The sequence below is a fragment of the Sphingomonas sp. PvP055 genome, assembly GCF_040546365.1.
GTDB classification, from domain to species: Bacteria; Pseudomonadota; Alphaproteobacteria; order Sphingomonadales; family Sphingomonadaceae; genus Sphingomonas; species Sphingomonas echinoides_A.
The window spans coordinates 2,016,049-2,032,795 of sequence record NZ_JBEPNS010000001.1 but is presented as its reverse complement, the minus strand read 5'-3'; the positions used below and the strand labels follow the sequence as shown (position 1 = coordinate 2,032,795).

Sequence of the window (16,747 nt, the reverse complement as noted above, 5' to 3'; positions counted from 1 at the left end):
GGAGACCCGAAGATGACTCACCAACGCCCCCCGGCCATCCTGATCGTCGGCGATACGATGGTCGATCGCTACATCATCGGCGAAGCCAGTCGGCTTTCGCCCGAGGCACCGGTCCCGGTCATGCGCGCGGCGCGCGAGGAGTCGCGCCCCGGTGGCGCAGCGAACGTGGCGGCGAACGTTGCCGCGCTGGGCCAGCGATGCGTGCTGCTCACCGTCTCCGGGGACGATGCAGCGGGAGACGATCTCGCGAGAATGATGAAGGAGCGAAAGGTCGTGCTCGATCGCGTGATCGACCCGGGACGACCCACCACGCAGAAAACCCGCGTCGTCTCCGGCGTGCAGCAAATCGCGCGGATCGATCATGACGGGCATGCGAGCGAGACGGCGCAGGCAGAATTGGTGCGGCGGTTCGAGGCACGGATCGACGGTGTCCGCGCCGTCATCTTCTCCGATTATGACATGGGCGTCCTCCACCAACTCCCGTTGCTGCTCTCGATCGCCCGCAAATATAGCGTGCCCGCCTTCGTCGATCCGAAATGCGCCGATCGCTCGCGGTACAAGGGTGCGTTCCTGCTGAAACCCAACGCTCGCGAATTCCACGCCCTGTTTGGTGCTTGCGATGAAGCGCACATTGCTGCGCACGCGGCATCGGTTCTGGAAGCGATGGCGTTGCGCTATCTCGTGGTCACGCGGGGCGACAAGGGAATGCTGATGGTGTCGCGAGACGGCACCATGGTCGATCATCCGACCGAGGCCTTGCAGGTCTTCGACGTGACCGGCGCGGGCGATACCACGATGGCCGCGCTCGTCGTGGGGATCGTCGAGGGGCTGCCAATCGCTGCGGCGATCGACCAGGCGAACGTCGCCGCGAGCATCGCGGTATCGCGCCAGGGAACTTACGCGGTGACTCGCGGAGACCTGGAGGAACGTCTGTATCGGCGCGACCACGCGATGACGAAGATGATCCCGCTGCCGCTGCTCCTCGCAAAACTCGACCATGTCCGCGCAAACGGCGCCCGGATCGTCTTCACCAACGGGTGTTTCGACGTGCTTCATGCCGGGCATGTGCGTTTGCTCGACTTGGCGCGACGGCAGGGCGACGTCCTGATCGTCGGCCTCAACGACGATGCTTCGATTCGCCGCCTGAAGGGCCCGTCGCGGCCCGTCAGCAGCCTAGCCGACCGCGCCGAAGTCCTGAGCGGACTGGCCGCGGTGGACCACATCGTGTCGTTTTCGGATGATACGCCGATCGACCTGATCCGAACGATCCGACCGGACGTCCTGGTCAAGGGCGGCGACTATACGCCGGAGACGATGGTCGGCGCCGATGTGGTGCGCGCGAGCGGCGGAACGATCTTCTTCGCGCCACTCCTGGCGGGCCGATCGACCACGGCGCTTCTCCGTGCCGGAAACGTCCTGGAGCATGTCGGCGATTAGCGAATTGGCAACACGTGCCGTCTGGTCTAATATGCACCGCGAGGGCCTTTATTCGGTCCTCGCTGATCGCGCCGGTGCCCCGCGAGGGGCTTGAATGGGAATGCGGTGCGGGGGGCTTCCCCCAAATCCGCGGCTGTCCCTGCAACTGTAAGCGGTGAGCGAAAGCGTCATGCCCCCTTCTCCGGAAGGGAGCGGCCACTGGACTGAGCCGGTCTTAGGACCGGGCAATCTGGGAAGGTGATGCTCTAGCGATGACCCGTGAGCCAGGAGACCTGCCGGCGATAAGGTCGCTCTTGCCTTGGCCCAGGGGATGGCCGCGGCACGGTTCTCCGTCTGAGCGACGAGCCTATGCGGCTGGGGCTGCATCGGTGCGTGGCTCGGGCGGCTTCTGGCGCTCGTCCGTCGTCGCGCGCCGTCCTTGATCGGCCCCACCCGTTCGTTGCTGTTGCGCCACGGGGAAGAACATGTCCGACCTTTCGAAAGTTCCCGTCACGATCGTCACCGGCTTCCTCGGCGCCGGCAAGACGACGTTGATCAGCCATTTGATCCGGACCGCCAAGGGCCGCCGGCTCGCGGTGGTGGTCAACGAATTCGGCACTCTAGGGGTCGATGGCGATATCCTCAGGGGATGCGCGATCCCCGATTGTCCTGCCGAGAACATCGTCGAGCTGGCGAATGGGTGCATCTGCTGCACCGTCGCGGACGACTTCATTCCGACCGTCGAGATGCTGCTCCGGCTCGATCCGCGGCCCGACCACATCCTGATCGAAACATCCGGGCTGGCCTTGCCAAAACCCCTGCTCAAGGCGTTCGACTGGCCGGCGATCCGGTCGCGCATCACCGTCGATGGCGTCATCACGCTCGCCGATGCGGAGGCCGTCGCCGCCGGGCGTTTCGCGCCCGACCTTGCGGCGGTTGACGCGCAGCGCAACGCAGACCCCAGCATCGATCATGACACGCCGCTCGCCGAGGTGTTCGAGGATCAACTGGCGTGCGCCGATCTGGTGCTGCTGACCAAATGCGACCTCGCCGGTCCCGAAGGAATCGCCGCGGCGCGAGCGGCCATCGCCGCTGAAATGTCGCGTCCGATCCCGGTGATCGAACTTGTCGACGGCGTCGTCGATCCTCGGATCGTGCTGGGTCTGGGCGCCGCGGCAGAAGACGATATCGCGGCCCGCCCATCGCATCACGACGGCGAGGACGACCATGAGCATGATGATTTCGACAGCATCGTCGTAAACTGTGGTGAGATCGCGGATCCGGCCGGTCTGGAAGCCCGGATCGAAGCGCTCGCGAGCCGAGGCGATGTGCTGCGGATCAAGGGGTTTGCCGCGGTGTCGGGCAAGCCGATGCGCTTGCTCGTCCAGGCGGTCGGCGCACGGGTACGGACGAACTACGATCGCTTGTGGCGCACAGACGAACCGCGCGGCTCCAGGCTGGTGGTGATTGCGGAACGCGACCGGCTCGATCCGGCGGTCATCGAGGCGGCGCTGATCGGCTGAGCCCCGATGCACGTCGTCTTTCGCGAAACGCATGGGATCGAGGACACCGCGACACCGCGCGATCTGGGGCAGGATGCCGCGGATCTCGTCGTGCTGTCCTTCTCCGATAGCGACCTGGGCGCTTTCGCGGTCGGGTGGCGTGCGGCTGGACCGGCTTTGCCCTCGGTGCGGCTCGCCAACCTTGCCGATCTCGCGCACCCCCTGTCGGTCGATACCTACATCGAACGGACCCTCGGTGGCGCGAAGGGCATTCTGGTCCGGCTGATCGGCGGGACCGCTTATTGGTCCTACGGACTCCAGCAACTCGCGGCGATCGCGCGGCAACGCGGGATCGCGCTTGCGGTGCTGCCCGCCGACGGGCGCGTGGATCCAAGACTGGATGCGGTATCGACCGTTGCGGTGGCGACGTTGCGACGCCTGACGGACTTGTGCGACCTCGGCGGCGCGTCCGCCGCGCGCGCGGCGCTGGAGATCCTGGCGGCGGCGGCGGCGCTGACGACGGACCGAACGATCGAAGCGCACGGGATCGCGGGCGTCGGGGGGTGGCAGCCGGGCACCGGCGCTTCTTGCCCGGCGGCATTCGCGATCACCGCGGGCAAGCCGCGGGTGCTGCTGGTCTTCTACCGGTCGTATCTGATCGCATCCGATGTCGCGCCGATCGCAGCCCTGCACGCGGGCTTCGAGGCGCGGGGGTACGCTGTGATCGGGCTGTTCGTCCCGTCGCTCAAAGACGGCGCGGCGCGCGGGTGGATCGCGCGCTGGGTCGCGGCGCTCGCGCCTGCGGCGATCGTCAACGCCACCGCCTTCTCGGCGAGCGATGCGGCGGGCGTTACGCCGCTCAATGGCGCCGGGGTGCCGGTGTTCCAGGTCGCGCTCGCGACGTCGGATCGGGCGGCGTGGGCGGCGGCGGCGCGGGGGCTGAGCCCCGCGGATCTCGCGATGCACGTCGTTCTGCCCGAGGTGGATGGCCGGATCTTCGCGGGGGTCGCCAGTTTCAAGGAAACGGCGGCGCGCGACCCTGATCTGCAATATGCCCGCCGCGAGCACCGGGCCGATCCGGCGCGGATCATGGCGATCGTTGCACAGGTGGACGGCTGGGCCCGGCTCGCCGCGAAGCCGGTGGGGGCGCGGCGGCTGGCGATCGTGCTCTCGACCTATCCTGGCAAGGCGTATCAGATGGCGCATGCGGTGGGGCTCGATGCGATCGGGTCGGTGGGGGCGATGCTCGACGATCTGGCGGGGGCGGGGTATCCCGTCCGGGCCGATGCGGGGGCCGACATCGTTGAAAAACTGACAACAATCACAGTAGCTTGGCCCGTACCTGCCTATCGCGAAGCCCTGACCCGCCTGCCCGCGGCGCTGCGGGACGCGCTGTTCGCGGCGTGGGGGCAGCCCGAAGCGGACGGGCTGGTGACGGATGGCGCGTTCCACTTTGCGGCGGTGCGGAGCGGGGACGGCATCGTTGCGCTCCAGCCGGAGCGTGGCGATCCGGCGGTGCGGGCGGAACAGTATCATGATCTGAGCGCCTGCCCGCGGCACGGCTATGTCGCTTTCCATCTGTGGCTGCGCGCGCTGGAGATGGATGCGCTGGTCCATGTCGGCGCGCATGGGACGCTCGAATGGCTGCCGGGCAAGGCGGTCGCGCTGTCGGACACGTGCTGGCCCGAGGCGCTGCGCGGCGCGATGCCGATCGTTTATCCCTTCATTGTCAACGATCCGGGCGAAGCCGCACAGGCCAAGCGAAGGATCGGCGCAGTGACGATCGGTCATGTCCCGCCCCCGCTCGTCGCGTCGGGGGGCGGCACCGGGCTCGGTCGGCTGGAGGCGTTGCTCGACGAGTTCTCGAATGCGGACGGGCTCGATCCCGCCGCGCCGGGATCGGTTGCAGCGCGATATCGCGGACGAGGCCCGGTCGCTCGGGCTCGACGCGGTGCTCGGTCTCGACACGGCGGCGACACAGGCAGAGGCGATCACGCGGATCGACACGTTCGTCTGCGACGTCAAGGAAAGCCAATATGGCGACGGGCTCCACGTCTTCGGACGCGGCGAGCATGGCGTCGCCGAACGCGACGGGCTGCTCCGCGCGCTCGCCGGGCAGCGGGTTGCGCCGGGACCGTCGGGGTCGCCGTGGCGCGGGCGCAGCGACGTTTTGCCCACCGGTCGCAACCTGTTTACGACCGATCCGCGCGCGGTTCCGTCACGTTCCGCGCAGATCCAAGGCGTTTTGCTCGCGGACGAACTCGTCCGCCGCCACTTGCAAGACCATGGCGACTATCCGCGCGCGCTGGTGATCGACCTGTGGGGCTCCGCGACGATGCGGACCGCGGGCGAAGAATTCGCGATGGCGCTCCACCTGCTCGGCGTCGCGCCGCTGTGGGATCACCAGTCGGATCGCGTCACCGGGGTCGAAATCCTGCCGCTGATGGTGCTCGATCGCCCGCGGATCGACGTCACCTTGCGCGTTTCGGGGCTATTTCGCGACGCTTTCCCGACGCTTTGCGCCCTATTTGGACAGGCGATCCGCGCGCTGGCGCTGCGCGACGAGCCTGCCGACCGCAATCCGTTCGTCGGGACCGCACCGGGCGCGCGGATCTATGGTCCCCAACCGGGCGGCTATGGGATCGGCCTCGACCCGGCAACCGAGACCGGTTCGCCGACCGCACGGATCGCGGCGGGGACGGCGTGGCTCGCCGCCTCTGCCTATGCGTTCGACGATGGCGGGGGCCAGGGCGAAGCGCGCGCCGACGCGACGGGGATCGCGGCGCGGGTCGCCGCCGCCGACGGCTTCGTCCATGTCCAGGACCTGCCCGAAACCGATCTGCTGCTGGCGGCGGACTATGCCGCGCACGAGGCGGGTTTCGCCGCAGCGCAAGCGGTGGTCGGCGGGAATGCCGCGCTGTACCACCTCGATTCGACCGACCCTGCCCGCCCGCGCGCGCGCCTCGTGGCGGAAGAGATCGCGCGCGTGGTCCGCGCGCGGGCGGCGCATCCGGGGTGGATCGAGGGGATGCTGCGCCACGGCTTCCGCGGCGCCGCCGAAATCGCCGCGACGCTCGATCATCTGGGCATGTTCGCGACGCTGGCCGACGTCGTCACGCCCGAAACGATCGATCTCTATTACGATGCGACGCTCGCGTGCGAGGACGTGCGCGTCTTCATGACCGCCGCCAACCCGGAGGCGCTTGCGGCGCTGGAGGCGCAGTTCCGGGCGCTGCACGCATCCGGGCTGTGGCGCACCCGCCGCAACTCGATCCTCGCCGCGATGGAGGATCTCGCATGAGCGTCATTCGCGGCTGGTGCCCGACCGCGCATCGCCCGATGGAAGCCGGGGACGGCCTGATCGTCCGCGTCCGGCCGCGTCTGGCGCGGGTGACGCGCACGCAGGTACTGGGTCTGTGCGCGGCGGCGGCTTCGTACGGCAATGGGCACATCGACCTGACCAACCGCGCCAATCTGCAGATCCGAGGTGTCCCGGAAAGCCAATGGCCTGCGTTGATCGAGCGGCTGTGCGCGTTGGAGCTGGTCGATCCCGACCCCGCGCTGGAAGCCCGCCACGCGGTGCTGGTCGCGCCGGACTGGCGCGCCGGTGACGATACCCACCGCATCGCGACCGAGCTCGCCGCGCGGCTCGCGGAATTCCCGGATCTGCCGGGAAAGTTCGGGTTCGCGATCGATACGGATGCCGCGCCGGTCTTGCAGGACGATCCCGCCGATATCCGGCTGGAGCGGGACGTGACGGGCGGCGTGATCCTGCGCGCGGACGGTCGCGCGCGCGGCGTGTCGATCCCGGTGGACGACGCGGTGTCCGCGCTGCTCGCGCTGGCGGAATGGTTCGTCGCAAGCGGTGGCCGCGCAGCGGGGCGAATCGCGCGTCACGCCGCAGCCCTCCCCGCCTGGGCCGATCAGGATGCGCTTCCCGCGCCCGCTGGTCCGCCGTTGGGCGACACGGGATCGACACTCGGCCCGGTCCACGGAGTCGCGTTCGGGCGGATCGAAGCGGATGCCCTCGCCGCGCTGATGACTCCTTCGGCGACCGGCCTGCGCGTGACGCCGTGGCGTCGCCTGATCGTCGAGGGCGGCGCGCCCTCCCCCCGGTCGGAGCCCCCCGGTCTCGATGTCGACGCCTGCGTCGGGGCACCTTCGTGCCCGCAAGCGACCGTCGAGACGCGGACGCTGGCGTGCCGACTGGCGCCGCATGTTGAAGGGCGCCTGCACGTCTCTGGGTGCGCCAAGGGGTGCGCCCGTGCGCGGCCCGCCGACGTCGTGCTGACCGGACGCGATAGCCTTTTCGACGTCGCGTTCGATGCGCGTGCCGACGCCGTGCCCGAGCTCGTCGGGCTCGACGCTGCCCACATTCTCGCCCATTTCGGAGCTTCCTGATGCCGCATGTCTACCAGACGAATGGCGCGGCGATCTATCGCCAGTCCTTCGCCACGATCCGCGCCGAAGCCGATCTCGCGCGCTTCACCGCCGAGGAGGAGCCGGTCGCGGTGCGGATGATCCATGCCGCGGGGCTGGTCGACCTCGCCGCGAACATCCGCTTTTCCCCCGACTTCGTAAACGTCGCGCGCGCCGCACTGGCGGGTGGGGCGCCGATCCTGTGTGACGCGCGGATGGTGACCGAGGGGATCACCCGCGCGCGGCTGCCCGCCGACAATCCGGTGATCTGCACGTTGCATGCGCCCGAGATCGTTGAGCGCGCGCGGGCGATGGGGAACACCCGCTCGGCCGCCGCGCTGGAGCTGTGGCGACCGCATCTGGCGGGCGCGGTCGTCGCGATCGGCAATGCGCCGACCGCGCTGTTCCATCTGCTCAACATGCTGGAGGACCCCGCTTGCCCCCGCCCCGCCGCGATCATCGGCTGCCCGGTCGGTTTCGTCGGCGCGGTCGAATCCAAGGCGGCGTTGTGGGCGGAACAGCCGGTGCCGTGCGTCGTGGTCGAAGGGCGGCTCGGCGGCAGCGCGATCACCGTCGCCGCGATCAATGCGCTGGCGAGCCGCGCAGAATGAGCGGCGTGCCGAGCCTTGCACCGGTGCGACCGGGGATCATCCACGGGGTCGGGCTCGGGCCGGGCTCGCCCGACCTGATGAGCGTGCGGGCGGACCGGCTGGTGCGCGCGGCGCGGCATGTCGCGTTCTTCCGCAAGGCGGGCAAGCCGGGGCATGCGCGCCGGATCGTCGACGGGATGCTTCATCCCGAGGCAGTCGAGTTCGCGATGGAATATCCGGTGACGACCGAGATCGCGACCTCCGATCCGCGCTATGCCGATCGGCTGTGCGGTTTCTACGCGACCTGCACGGCGCATCTTGCCGCGCTGTCGGCGGCGGGCGAGGATGTCGTGGTGCTGTGCGAAGGCGACCCGTTCTTCTACGGATCGTTCATGCATCTCCACAGCCGGCTCGCGGGGGTTGCGCCGGTCCGGGTGGTCCCGGGGATCACCGGCATGTCGGGCGCGTGGACCGCGAGCGACATCCCGATCACCTGGGGCGAGGACGTGCTGACCGTCCTGACCGCGACGATGGCGGAGGACGCGCTGACCGCGCGGATTCGCGATACCGACGCGCTGGTCGTGATGAAGATCGGGCGTCACCTCGACAAGCTGCGCCGCGCGGTCGCGGCGGCGGGGCGCGCGGAGGCCGCGTGGCTGGTCGAATATGCCGCGATGCCCGAACAGCGCGTGACCCGGCTGGCCGACGCGTGCGGGGTCGCGCCGTATTTCTCGATCCTGCTGATCCACGGTCAGGGGCGGCGGCCATGAGCGGGTGGATCGCGATCGCCGGACTCGGGCCTGGGGACGCCGCGCTGGTGACCCCCGAAGTCACGCTTGCGCTGGCCGAGGCGACCGACGTGATCGGCTATATCCCCTATGTCGCGCGGGTTGCCCCGCGTGCCGGGCTCGCTTTGCACCCGTCGGACAATCGCGTGGAACTCGACCGCGCCCGGCACGCGATCGACCTGGCGCTGGCGGGGCACCGGGTGGTGGTCGTTTCCTCGGGCGATCCGGGCGTGTTCGCGATGGCCGCGGCGGTGTTCGAGGCGATCGATCATGGGCCGCCCGCGTGGCGCAGCGTCGATGTCCGCGTGCTTCCCGGGATCACGGCGATGCTCGCCGCCGCTGCGCGCGCGGGCGCGCCGCTGGGGCATGATTTCTGTGCGATCAACCTGTCGGACAATCTCAAGCCGCAGGCGCTGATCGAACGGCGGGTTGCGTTGGCCGCGCAGGCTGATTTCGCGATTGCCTTCTACAACCCCCGGTCGCGCGCACGACCCGACGGACTGGGGCGGGCCTTCGCCGTGCTGCGCGACGTGTGCGCGGACGATCGCCCGGTGCTGTTCGCGCGCGCGGTGACGACGCCCGAGGAGGCCTTGCGGATCGTCCCTCTGCCCGACGCGCGCGCCGAGATGGCCGACATGCGGACGGTCGTGATCGTCGGGTCGAGCACCACGCGGACGATCGCGCGGCGCGGGACGCCGTTCCTCTACACCCCGCGGTCCGCGTCATGACCGATCCAGCGCAAGACCGTGGCGACGTCCGCCGTTTGCGCCCGTTCGGGCAGGACGGGACGGTCGATCATGATCACCGGCACCGCCAACGCGCGCGCGGCGGCGAGCTTGGCGGCGGCGCCCGTGCCCCCGGCATTCTTGCAGACCACCAGGTCGATCGCGTGTGTCCGCAGCAGCGCGGTGTCGCCGTCGACCGTGAATGGGCCGCGATCGACGACGAGGTGATGATCGGGCAGCGGGGGTATGCGCGTGGGCGGATCGACGAAGCGCAGGAGATAGTGGTGCTGTGGCTGCGCGGCGAACATGGCGACGTGCATCCGCCCGAGTGCCAGCATGACGCGCCGCCGCTCACCGCTGAGCGCCGCCACCGCGCCGTCGAGGTCGGGAACCGGATGCCACATGTCCCCCGCGACGGGCGTCCACGCCGGGCGGGTGAGCGCGATCAGCGGTACGCCCGTGGCGGCCGCGGCGGCGACGGCGTTGGCGCTCATCTGCGCGGCGAAGGGATGCGTCGCATCGACCAGATGGGTGACGGCATGCGTCCGGAGATACGCCGCGAGGCACGCGACCCCGCCGAACCCACCGATCCGCACCGGCACCGGTTGCGCGCGCGGCGTGGCGACGCGTCCGGCGTAGCTCAGCACCGCGCGGAGGCCCGTTGCCGCGATCGCATGCGCCAGCGCGCTCGCCTCGGTCGTGCCGCCGAGGATCAGGATGTTCGGCATGGCGGATGAACTCGGTGAAGCTTGGCTGACGATCGTCGGGATCGGCGAGGATGGACCAGCCGGCCTATCCCCGGCAAGCCGCGATGCGCTGGCGCATGCCGAGTGGGTGACGGGGGCGGCGCGGCATCTGGCGCTGCTGCCGGATCTGGCGTGCCCCAGCGCGGTCTGGCCAGTGCCGTTTGCGGACGGGATCGCCGGGCTGCTGGCGCGGCGCGGGCAGCGGGTGGTGATGCTCGTGTCGGGAAACCCGTTCTGGTTCGGCGCGGGCTCGGTCGTGACGCGCGCGCTGGAGCCCGGCGAGTGGGTTGCGCACCCGGTCCCCTCGACCTTCGATCTCGCGGCGGCGCGGCTGGGGTGGCCGATCGAGACAACGCGGTGCCTCGGGCTGCACGCGGCGCCCTTAGCGCGGATGCGGCCGATGCTGGCGCCGGGGGTGCGGCTGATCGTGTTGCTGCGTGACGCGGCGGCGGTCGGGACGCTGGCGCGGTATCTGGACGCGCAGGGGTTCGGCGCGAGCGCGCTGTGGGTGCTCGAGGCGCTCGGCGGGCCGCGCGAGCGGGTGCGGCGGGTGACGGCGGCGGATTATGCGCTGGAGGATGTCGGGCATCCGGTCGCGGTCGGGATCGAAACCGTGGGGGACGGCGCCGTGCTGCCGGGGGTGGCCGGGCGCCCCGATCGCTGGTTCGCGCATGACGGGCAGATCACCAAGCGCCCGGTCCGCGCGCTGACGCTGTCCGCGCTTGCGCCGCGACCGTTCGAGACCTTGTGGGACATCGGCGCGGGGTCCGGGTCGATTGCGATCGAATGGTTGCTCGCCGATCCGTCGACCCAGGCGGTCGCGTTCGAGGCGGACCCGGTCCGCGCCGCCCGCGCGAGGGGCAATGCCGCGGCGCTGGGGGTCGATCGCCTCGCGGTCGTCGTGGGGCGGGCTCCGGATGGGCTCGGCGGCTATCCCTTCCCCGATGCGGTGTTCGTCGGCGGCGGACTGTCGGAGGATCTGCTCGACTGGCTGTTCCGGACGCTGCCCCCGGGTACGCGGCTCGTCGCCAATGCGGTCACGCTGGAGTCGGAAGCGCTGCTGGCGCGGTGGCAGGGGGACAAAGGGGGCGACCTGCTTCGCATCGAACTGTCCGACGTCGCGCCGATCGGCACGCGGCGCGGATGGCGCGCGCACTATCCGATCGTCCAGTGGAGCGTGCGGCTGTGATCGTGGCGGGGTTCGGCTTTCGGGGTGCGGCCACCGTGGCGGCGTGCGCGGCGGCGCTGGCACAGGCCGAGCGCGGGCTGCCCAGCGTCACCGCGCTTGCCGCCCCCGAAGACAAGGCGCCGCTGCTCGGTCCGATCGCGGAAGCGCGCGGCCTTCCGCTGATCGCGCTGTCGCCGGATGCGCTGACGAGCGTAGCGACTCCGACCCAATCGTCGGCGAGCCTCGCGGCGCGCGGCACCGGCAGCGTCGCCGAAGCCTCCGCGCTCGCCGCCGCCGGGGCGGGCGCGCGGCTGATCGTGCGGCGCTGCATTTCCCCCGACCGGATGGCGACCTGCGCCATCGCAGAAGGACCCTCGACATGACCGTTCACTTCATCGGCGCGGGGCCTGGCGCGCCCGACCTGCTCACGCTGCGCGGACGCGACCGTATCGCGGGGTCGGCGGTGTGCCTGTACGCCGGGTCGCTGGTCCCGGCGGCGCTGCTCGATCACTGTCCGCCGGGTGCGCGGATCGTCAACACCGCGCCGCTGTCGCTCGACCAGATCATCGCCGAGATCGCGGCGGCGCATGCCGAGGGGCACGACATCGCCCGGTTGCATTCGGGCGACCTATCGATCTGGTCGGCGATGGGCGAGCAGTTGCGCCGCCTGCGCGCGCTCGGCATCCCGTTCAGCATCACGCCGGGCGTTCCAGCCTTCGCGGCAGCGGCGGCGGCGCTGGAGGCGGAACTCACCCTGCCCGGCGTGGCGCAATCGGTCGTCCTGACGCGCACCTCGGGCCGTGCGAGCGCGATGCCCGACACGGAAACGCTGCCGGCCTTCGCCGCGACGGGGGCGACGCTGGCGATCCATTTGTCGATCCACCTGCTCGACCGGGTCGTTGCCGACCTCACCCCCGCTTATGGGGCGGACTGTCCGGTCGCGATCGTCTGGCGCGCGAGCTGGCCCGAGGAACGCATCGTCCGCGCGACGCTCGCGACGATCGTGGCCGCGGCGCAGGATGGCCCGGAGCGGACCGCACTGATCCTCGTGGGCCGTGTGCTGGACCCCGGCACGTTCGCGGAGAGCAGCCTGTACGCCGCCGACTACGACCGGCGCTTCCGCCCCACCACCCCCGGTTCGCGGTTCGCGGAGACGGCGGCATGACGCCCGGCCTGATGATCGCCGCGCCAAGCTCGGGCACCGGCAAGACCACCGTGATGCTCGGCCTGCTCCGCGCGTTCCACGAGGACGGGCTCCGCGTGCAGCCGTTCAAGAGCGGGCCCGACTATATCGATCCGGCGTTCCACCGCGCGGCCAGCGGGCGCCCGTCGTTCAACCTCGACAGTTGGGCGATGGCGGCGCCGATGCTGCAGAGTCTGGCGGGCGCGGCTGGCGACGCGGACCTCGTGCTGGCGGAAGGCTCGATGGGGTTGTTCGACGGCGTCGCCGCCCCCGGCGCGACCGGGAACGGCGCGAGCGCGGACGTCGCGCGGCGGATGGGCTGGCCGGTCGTGCTGGTGATCGACGTGTCCGGGCAAGCGCAGTCCGCCGCCGCCACCGCGCTGGGCTTCGCGCGCTACGACCCCGACGTCGGGATCGCGGGCGTGATCCTCAACCGCGTCGCGAGCCCGCGCCACGAACGGCTGGCGCGGAGCGGGATGGCGGCGGTCGGGCTCCACGTGTTCGGTGCCCTGCCCCGGCGCACCGACCTGAAGCTGCCCGAGCGGCACCTCGGGCTGGTGCAGGCCTCGGAACATCCCGATCTCGACGCGCGGGTTGCGGACTATGCGACGTTCCTGCGCGCGCATGTCGACCTCACGGCGGTCCGCACGGCAGCGCGCGCGACCCAAAGGACGGCGTCCGCGCCGCACCGCTTCACGCCCCCCGCCCAGCGCATCGCGCTCGCGCAGGATGCGGCGTTTTCGTTCGTCTATCCCCACATGATCGCCGGATGGCGTAGCGCCGGTGCGGAAATCCTGCCCTTCTCGCCGCTCGCCGACGAACGTCCGGCGGCGGAGGCGGATCTCGTCTGGCTGCCCGGCGGCTATCCCGAACTCCATGCCGGACGCCTCGCCGCCGCCGAGCGGTTCCGCGCGGGGCTCGTCGAGCACGCACGGAGCAAACCGGTCCACGGCGAGTGCGGCGGCTATATGGCGCTTGGACAAGGGCTGATCGATGCCGACGGTACGCGCCACGCGATGGCCGGGCTGCTCGGGCTCGTCACCAGTTATGCGCAGCGGCGCATGCATCTCGGCTATCGCCACGCAACCTTGGTCGCGCCAATGGCGGGGGCGACGGTCGGCGCCACCCTGCGCGGGCACGAATTCCATTATTCGACCATCCTGGAACAGCCGGATCCACCGCTCGCGCAGGTCGTCGATGCGGAGGGCACCGCGGTGGCGGAGACCGGATCGTATCGCGGGTCCGTGACCGGCACCTTCTTCCATCTGATCGCGCCCGATGCCTGACAGCATCAACCGACCACAGGCGACGATCGAGCTCCACCTGATCGGCATCGGGACGGGCAATCCCGATCACCTGACGCGCGCCGCCGAAAGCGCGATGAACGCCGCCGACCTGATCCTGCTGCCGCGCAAGCGCGACGCGACCTCGGACCTGATCGCGCTGCGGCGGGAGATCTGCGCGCGTGTGCTGACGGGGACGACCCGCGTCGTCGCGTTCGACCTGCCCGAGCGCGACGGCAGCGGGGCCTATCTTCCGGCGGTCGCGGACTGGCATGACGCGATCGCGGCGTGCTGGGCTGCGCAGATCGCGACGCATCTGCCGGAGGGCGGCAGGCTCGCGCTGCTCGTGTGGGGCGACCCTTCCCTCTACGACAGCAGCCTACGGATAGCCGACCGGTTGCGCGCGGACGGGATCGCGCTGCGGGTCCATGTCGTCCCCGGGATCACGAGCCTGCAGGCGCTCACTGCCGCCCACGCGATCCCGCTCAACACGCTCAGTGCGCCGGTGCTGGTCACGACTGGGCGGCGCTTGCGGAGCGAAGGGTGGCCGGAGGCGGTCGATACGCTCGCGGTGATGCTCGACGGGGACTGCACGTTCGCGACGATCGATCCCGACGGGGTGACGATCTGGTGGGGGGCGTATCTTGGCATGCCGCATGAAGCGCTGATCGCAGGGCCGCTCGACGCGGTCGCCGCGCAGATCGTCGCGCGCCGCGCGGCGTTGCGGGACACGCATGGGTGGATCATGGATACGTACCTGCTGCGGCGGACGGTGACCGCATGACGGCGCCCGTCTTCGACCCGGGGTTCGTTGCACAGTTCGACACGCTGCTGCACTGGCGGCGCGACGTCCGGCATTTCAGCACTTGCGCCCTGCCCGACGGGGTGATGCGCACCCTGCTCGACACGGCTGCGCTGGCCCCGTCGGTCGGCAACGCGCAGCCGTGGCGGTTCGTCCGGATCCGGTCGCAGGCTTTGCGCGAACGGCTCGCGGCGCATGTCGACCGCGTATCGGACGAGGCCGCGACCGCGATGCCCGACGCGGATCGCAGGGCGCGCTACCGTGCGCTCAAGCTCCACGGCATCGCGGAGGCGCCCGAATTGCTCGCGGTGTTCTGCGAGGAGCATCCGGCGGCGGGGCACACGCTCGGCCGCGCGACGATGCCGGAGATGCTGCGCTACTCGACCGTGATGGCGATCCACACGTTCTGGCTGGCCGCCCGCGCGCGGGGGATCGGGCTCGGCTGGGTCTCGATCCTCGACCCCGCCGTCGTCACCGAGTTGCTGGACGTGCCGCCGGGCTGGACGCTGATCGCATTGCTGTGCCTCGGCTATCCGGCGGCGCCGTCCGCGGTTCCCGAGCTTGAACAGCGCGGCTGGCAGGCGCGCGAGCCTGTCGAAGACAGGATCTTCGAGCGATGATGTTTCTCCCCCGCTACCCATTGGACCCAATCCCATGCTGATCCCCGCCGAAAAGTCTCTCGCCATCGTGGCGTGCACCACGTGCCGCGTCTCCGCCACCGACCGCGAGGATGCGGACGGCGTGCGTGGCGGCGCGTTGCTCGTCGCAGCGCTGGAAGCCGCGAAAGCCGCCGACCCGCGCTATGCCGAGGTCGCGATCCAGCCGATGCCGTGCCTGTTCTCGTGCGGCGAGCATTGCTCGATCCATCTGCGCGCGCCGGGCAAGGTCGGCTATCTGCTCGGGCGCTTCGCCCCGGACGCGGACGCGGCGCAGGCGATCCTCGACTATGCGGTCCACTACGGCGCCAGCGCGGAAGGCCGCGTGCCGTTCAAGGACTGGCCGCAGGAGATCAAGGGCCATTTCATCGCGCGCACACCACCGGAGGGTTACCTTGTCGAAGCTTGAAGCCAGCCCGATGGACCGCGGGCCGCGTGGCGCGCAACCGAGTCTGCGCCAGCGGATCAGCCTGCTCTACGTCCTGCTGATCGGCGCGAACGTGGGCGGATGGATCTGGGCGCTCGCGCTGTTCCATGCACAGCCGATCATGCTCGGCACCGCGTTGCTCGCCTGGGGGCTTGGGTTGCGGCACGCAGTGGATGCGGACCATATCGCCGCGATCGACAACGTCACGCGCAAGCTGATGCAGGACGGCCAGCGCCCCATCACGGTCGGCTTCTGGTTCGCGATCGGCCACAGCACGATCATCCTGCTCGCGTCGGTCGCGATTGCCTTCACGGCGTCCGCGCTGTCGCAGTTCGAGGCGGTGAAGGCGACCGGCGGTGTCGTCGCGACGATCATCTCGGCGGTGTTCCTGTTCACGATCGCGGCGATGAACCTCGTCATCCTGCGGTCGGTGTGGCGCACGTTCCAGCACGTCCGCTCCGGTGGTGCCTATGTCGACGAGGATCTCGACATGCTGCTCGGCGGGCGCGGGTTGCTCGCGCGGCTGTTCCGGCCGCTGTTCCGGCTGGTGTCGCGGAGCTGGCACATGGCGCCGCTCGGGTTCCTGTTCGGGCTGGGGTTCGACACCGCGACCGAAGTCGCGATCCTCGGCCTGTCCGCGGCGCAGGCGGCGCATAGCTTCTCGCTGGGGCCGGTGTTGGTGCTTCCCGCGTTGTTCGCGGCGGGGATGGCGCTGGTCGACACGACCGACGGCATCGTGATGCTCGGCGCGTATGAATGGGCGTTCGTGAAGCCGATCCGCAAGCTGTATTACAACATCACGATCACCGCGATCTCGGCGTTCGTCGCGATCGTCATCGGCGGGATCGAGACGCTCGCGCTGATCGCGGACAAGAGCGGGCTGCGGGGCGGGATCTGGTCGGCGGCGAGCGACCTCGGCGGGCGGTTCAACCTGCTGGGGTTCGGGATCATCGGGGTGTTCGGCTTGTGCTGGCTGATCAGCTGGGCGGTGTTCCGGTGGAAGCGGTTCGACGAGATCGAGGTCCGCTACCCGACGTGACGG

Annotated in this window: 15 protein-coding genes, 1 pseudogene and 1 riboswitch; of the genes and pseudogenes, 15 read left to right on the top strand and 1 reads right to left on the bottom strand. The window is 70.3% G+C overall.

Annotated elements, in window-relative coordinates; translation table 11 throughout:
• The first annotated feature begins 12 nt into the window (after positions 1-12).
• From rfaE2 to cobJ, 7 genes and pseudogenes are all read left to right on the top strand, one after another.
• Positions 13-1,437, top strand: a complete 1,425-nt coding sequence (rfaE2, locus tag ABIC16_RS09760) for a D-glycero-beta-D-manno-heptose 1-phosphate adenylyltransferase (RefSeq protein ID WP_354290918.1) — start codon at positions 13-15, stop codon at positions 1,435-1,437.
• 55 nt (positions 1,438-1,492) lie between these two features.
• A riboswitch (cobalamin riboswitch) is annotated at positions 1,493-1,731 on the top strand.
• A gap of 170 nt (positions 1,732-1,901) precedes the next feature.
• Positions 1,902-2,939 (top strand): cobalamin biosynthesis protein CobW, encoded by a 1,038-nt coding sequence (cobW, locus tag ABIC16_RS09755; protein ID WP_354290917.1) that lies wholly within the window; start codon positions 1,902-1,904, stop codon positions 2,937-2,939.
• A 6-nt stretch (positions 2,940-2,945) separates the two neighbouring features.
• Positions 2,946-6,219: pseudogene (gene cobN / locus ABIC16_RS09750) on the top strand (cobaltochelatase subunit CobN).
• Positions 6,216-7,319: a ferredoxin-like domain-containing protein gene (locus tag ABIC16_RS09745; protein ID WP_354290916.1), complete on the top strand. Its 1,104-nt coding sequence runs from the start codon at positions 6,216-6,218 to the stop codon at positions 7,317-7,319. The pseudogene cobN and the gene ABIC16_RS09745 overlap by 4 nt, the downstream one beginning before the upstream one ends.
• Positions 7,319-7,948: a precorrin-8X methylmutase gene (locus tag ABIC16_RS09740; protein ID WP_354290915.1), complete on the top strand. Its 630-nt coding sequence runs from the start codon at positions 7,319-7,321 to the stop codon at positions 7,946-7,948. Before ABIC16_RS09745 ends, ABIC16_RS09740 begins: the two co-directional genes overlap by 1 nt.
• Positions 7,945-8,697, top strand: a complete 753-nt coding sequence (cobI, locus tag ABIC16_RS09735) for a precorrin-2 C(20)-methyltransferase (protein WP_354290914.1) — start codon at positions 7,945-7,947, stop codon at positions 8,695-8,697. Before ABIC16_RS09740 ends, cobI begins: the two co-directional genes overlap by 4 nt.
• A complete protein-coding gene (gene cobJ, locus ABIC16_RS09730; protein ID WP_354290913.1) occupies positions 8,694-9,443 on the top strand; it encodes a precorrin-3B C(17)-methyltransferase in 750 nt (249 codons plus the stop codon). Before cobI ends, cobJ begins: the two co-directional genes overlap by 4 nt.
• On the opposite strand, the gene ABIC16_RS09725 is transcribed toward cobJ, so the two are convergent.
• Positions 9,419-10,168: a cobalt-precorrin-6A reductase gene (locus tag ABIC16_RS09725; RefSeq protein WP_354290912.1), complete on the bottom strand. Its 750-nt coding sequence runs from the start codon at positions 10,166-10,168 to the stop codon at positions 9,419-9,421. The two genes, cobJ and ABIC16_RS09725, sit on opposite strands and share 25 nt — an antisense overlap.
• Between ABIC16_RS09725 and cbiE the strand changes: the two genes are divergently transcribed.
• Genes cbiE through ABIC16_RS09685 form a run of 8 tightly spaced genes read left to right on the top strand, consistent with a single transcriptional unit; the run spans position 10,167 to position 16,744 of the window.
• Positions 10,167-11,375: a precorrin-6y C5,15-methyltransferase (decarboxylating) subunit CbiE gene (gene cbiE / locus ABIC16_RS09720; protein ID WP_354290911.1), complete on the top strand. Its 1,209-nt coding sequence runs from the start codon at positions 10,167-10,169 to the stop codon at positions 11,373-11,375. The two genes, ABIC16_RS09725 and cbiE, sit on opposite strands and share 2 nt — an antisense overlap.
• A complete protein-coding gene (locus ABIC16_RS09715) occupies positions 11,357-11,737 on the top strand; it encodes a cobalamin biosynthesis protein (RefSeq protein ID WP_354290910.1) in 381 nt (126 codons plus the stop codon). The genes cbiE and ABIC16_RS09715 overlap by 19 nt, the downstream gene beginning before the upstream one ends.
• A complete protein-coding gene (gene cobM / locus ABIC16_RS09710) occupies positions 11,734-12,519 on the top strand; it encodes a precorrin-4 C(11)-methyltransferase (protein WP_354290909.1) in 786 nt (261 codons plus the stop codon). Before ABIC16_RS09715 ends, cobM begins: the two co-directional genes overlap by 4 nt.
• Positions 12,516-13,823: a cobyrinic acid a,c-diamide synthase CobB gene (locus ABIC16_RS09705; protein ID WP_354290908.1), complete on the top strand. Its 1,308-nt coding sequence runs from the start codon at positions 12,516-12,518 to the stop codon at positions 13,821-13,823. The genes cobM and ABIC16_RS09705 overlap by 4 nt, the downstream gene beginning before the upstream one ends.
• Positions 13,816-14,604, top strand: a complete 789-nt coding sequence (cobF, locus tag ABIC16_RS09700; protein WP_354290907.1) for a precorrin-6A synthase (deacetylating) — start codon at positions 13,816-13,818, stop codon at positions 14,602-14,604. Before ABIC16_RS09705 ends, cobF begins: the two co-directional genes overlap by 8 nt.
• Positions 14,601-15,242 (top strand): 5,6-dimethylbenzimidazole synthase, encoded by a 642-nt coding sequence (gene bluB / locus ABIC16_RS09695; RefSeq protein WP_354290906.1) that lies wholly within the window; start codon positions 14,601-14,603, stop codon positions 15,240-15,242. The genes cobF and bluB overlap by 4 nt, the downstream gene beginning before the upstream one ends.
• 34 nt (positions 15,243-15,276) lie before the next feature.
• Positions 15,277-15,687 carry a DUF1636 domain-containing protein gene (locus ABIC16_RS09690; RefSeq protein ID WP_354290905.1) on the top strand — a complete coding sequence of 137 codons (411 nt, stop codon included), beginning with the start codon at positions 15,277-15,279 and terminating at the stop codon, positions 15,685-15,687.
• A gap of 10 nt (positions 15,688-15,697) precedes the next feature.
• A complete protein-coding gene (locus tag ABIC16_RS09685) occupies positions 15,698-16,744 on the top strand; it encodes a HoxN/HupN/NixA family nickel/cobalt transporter (protein WP_277969141.1) in 1,047 nt (348 codons plus the stop codon).
• Positions 16,745-16,747 lie beyond the last annotated feature (3 nt).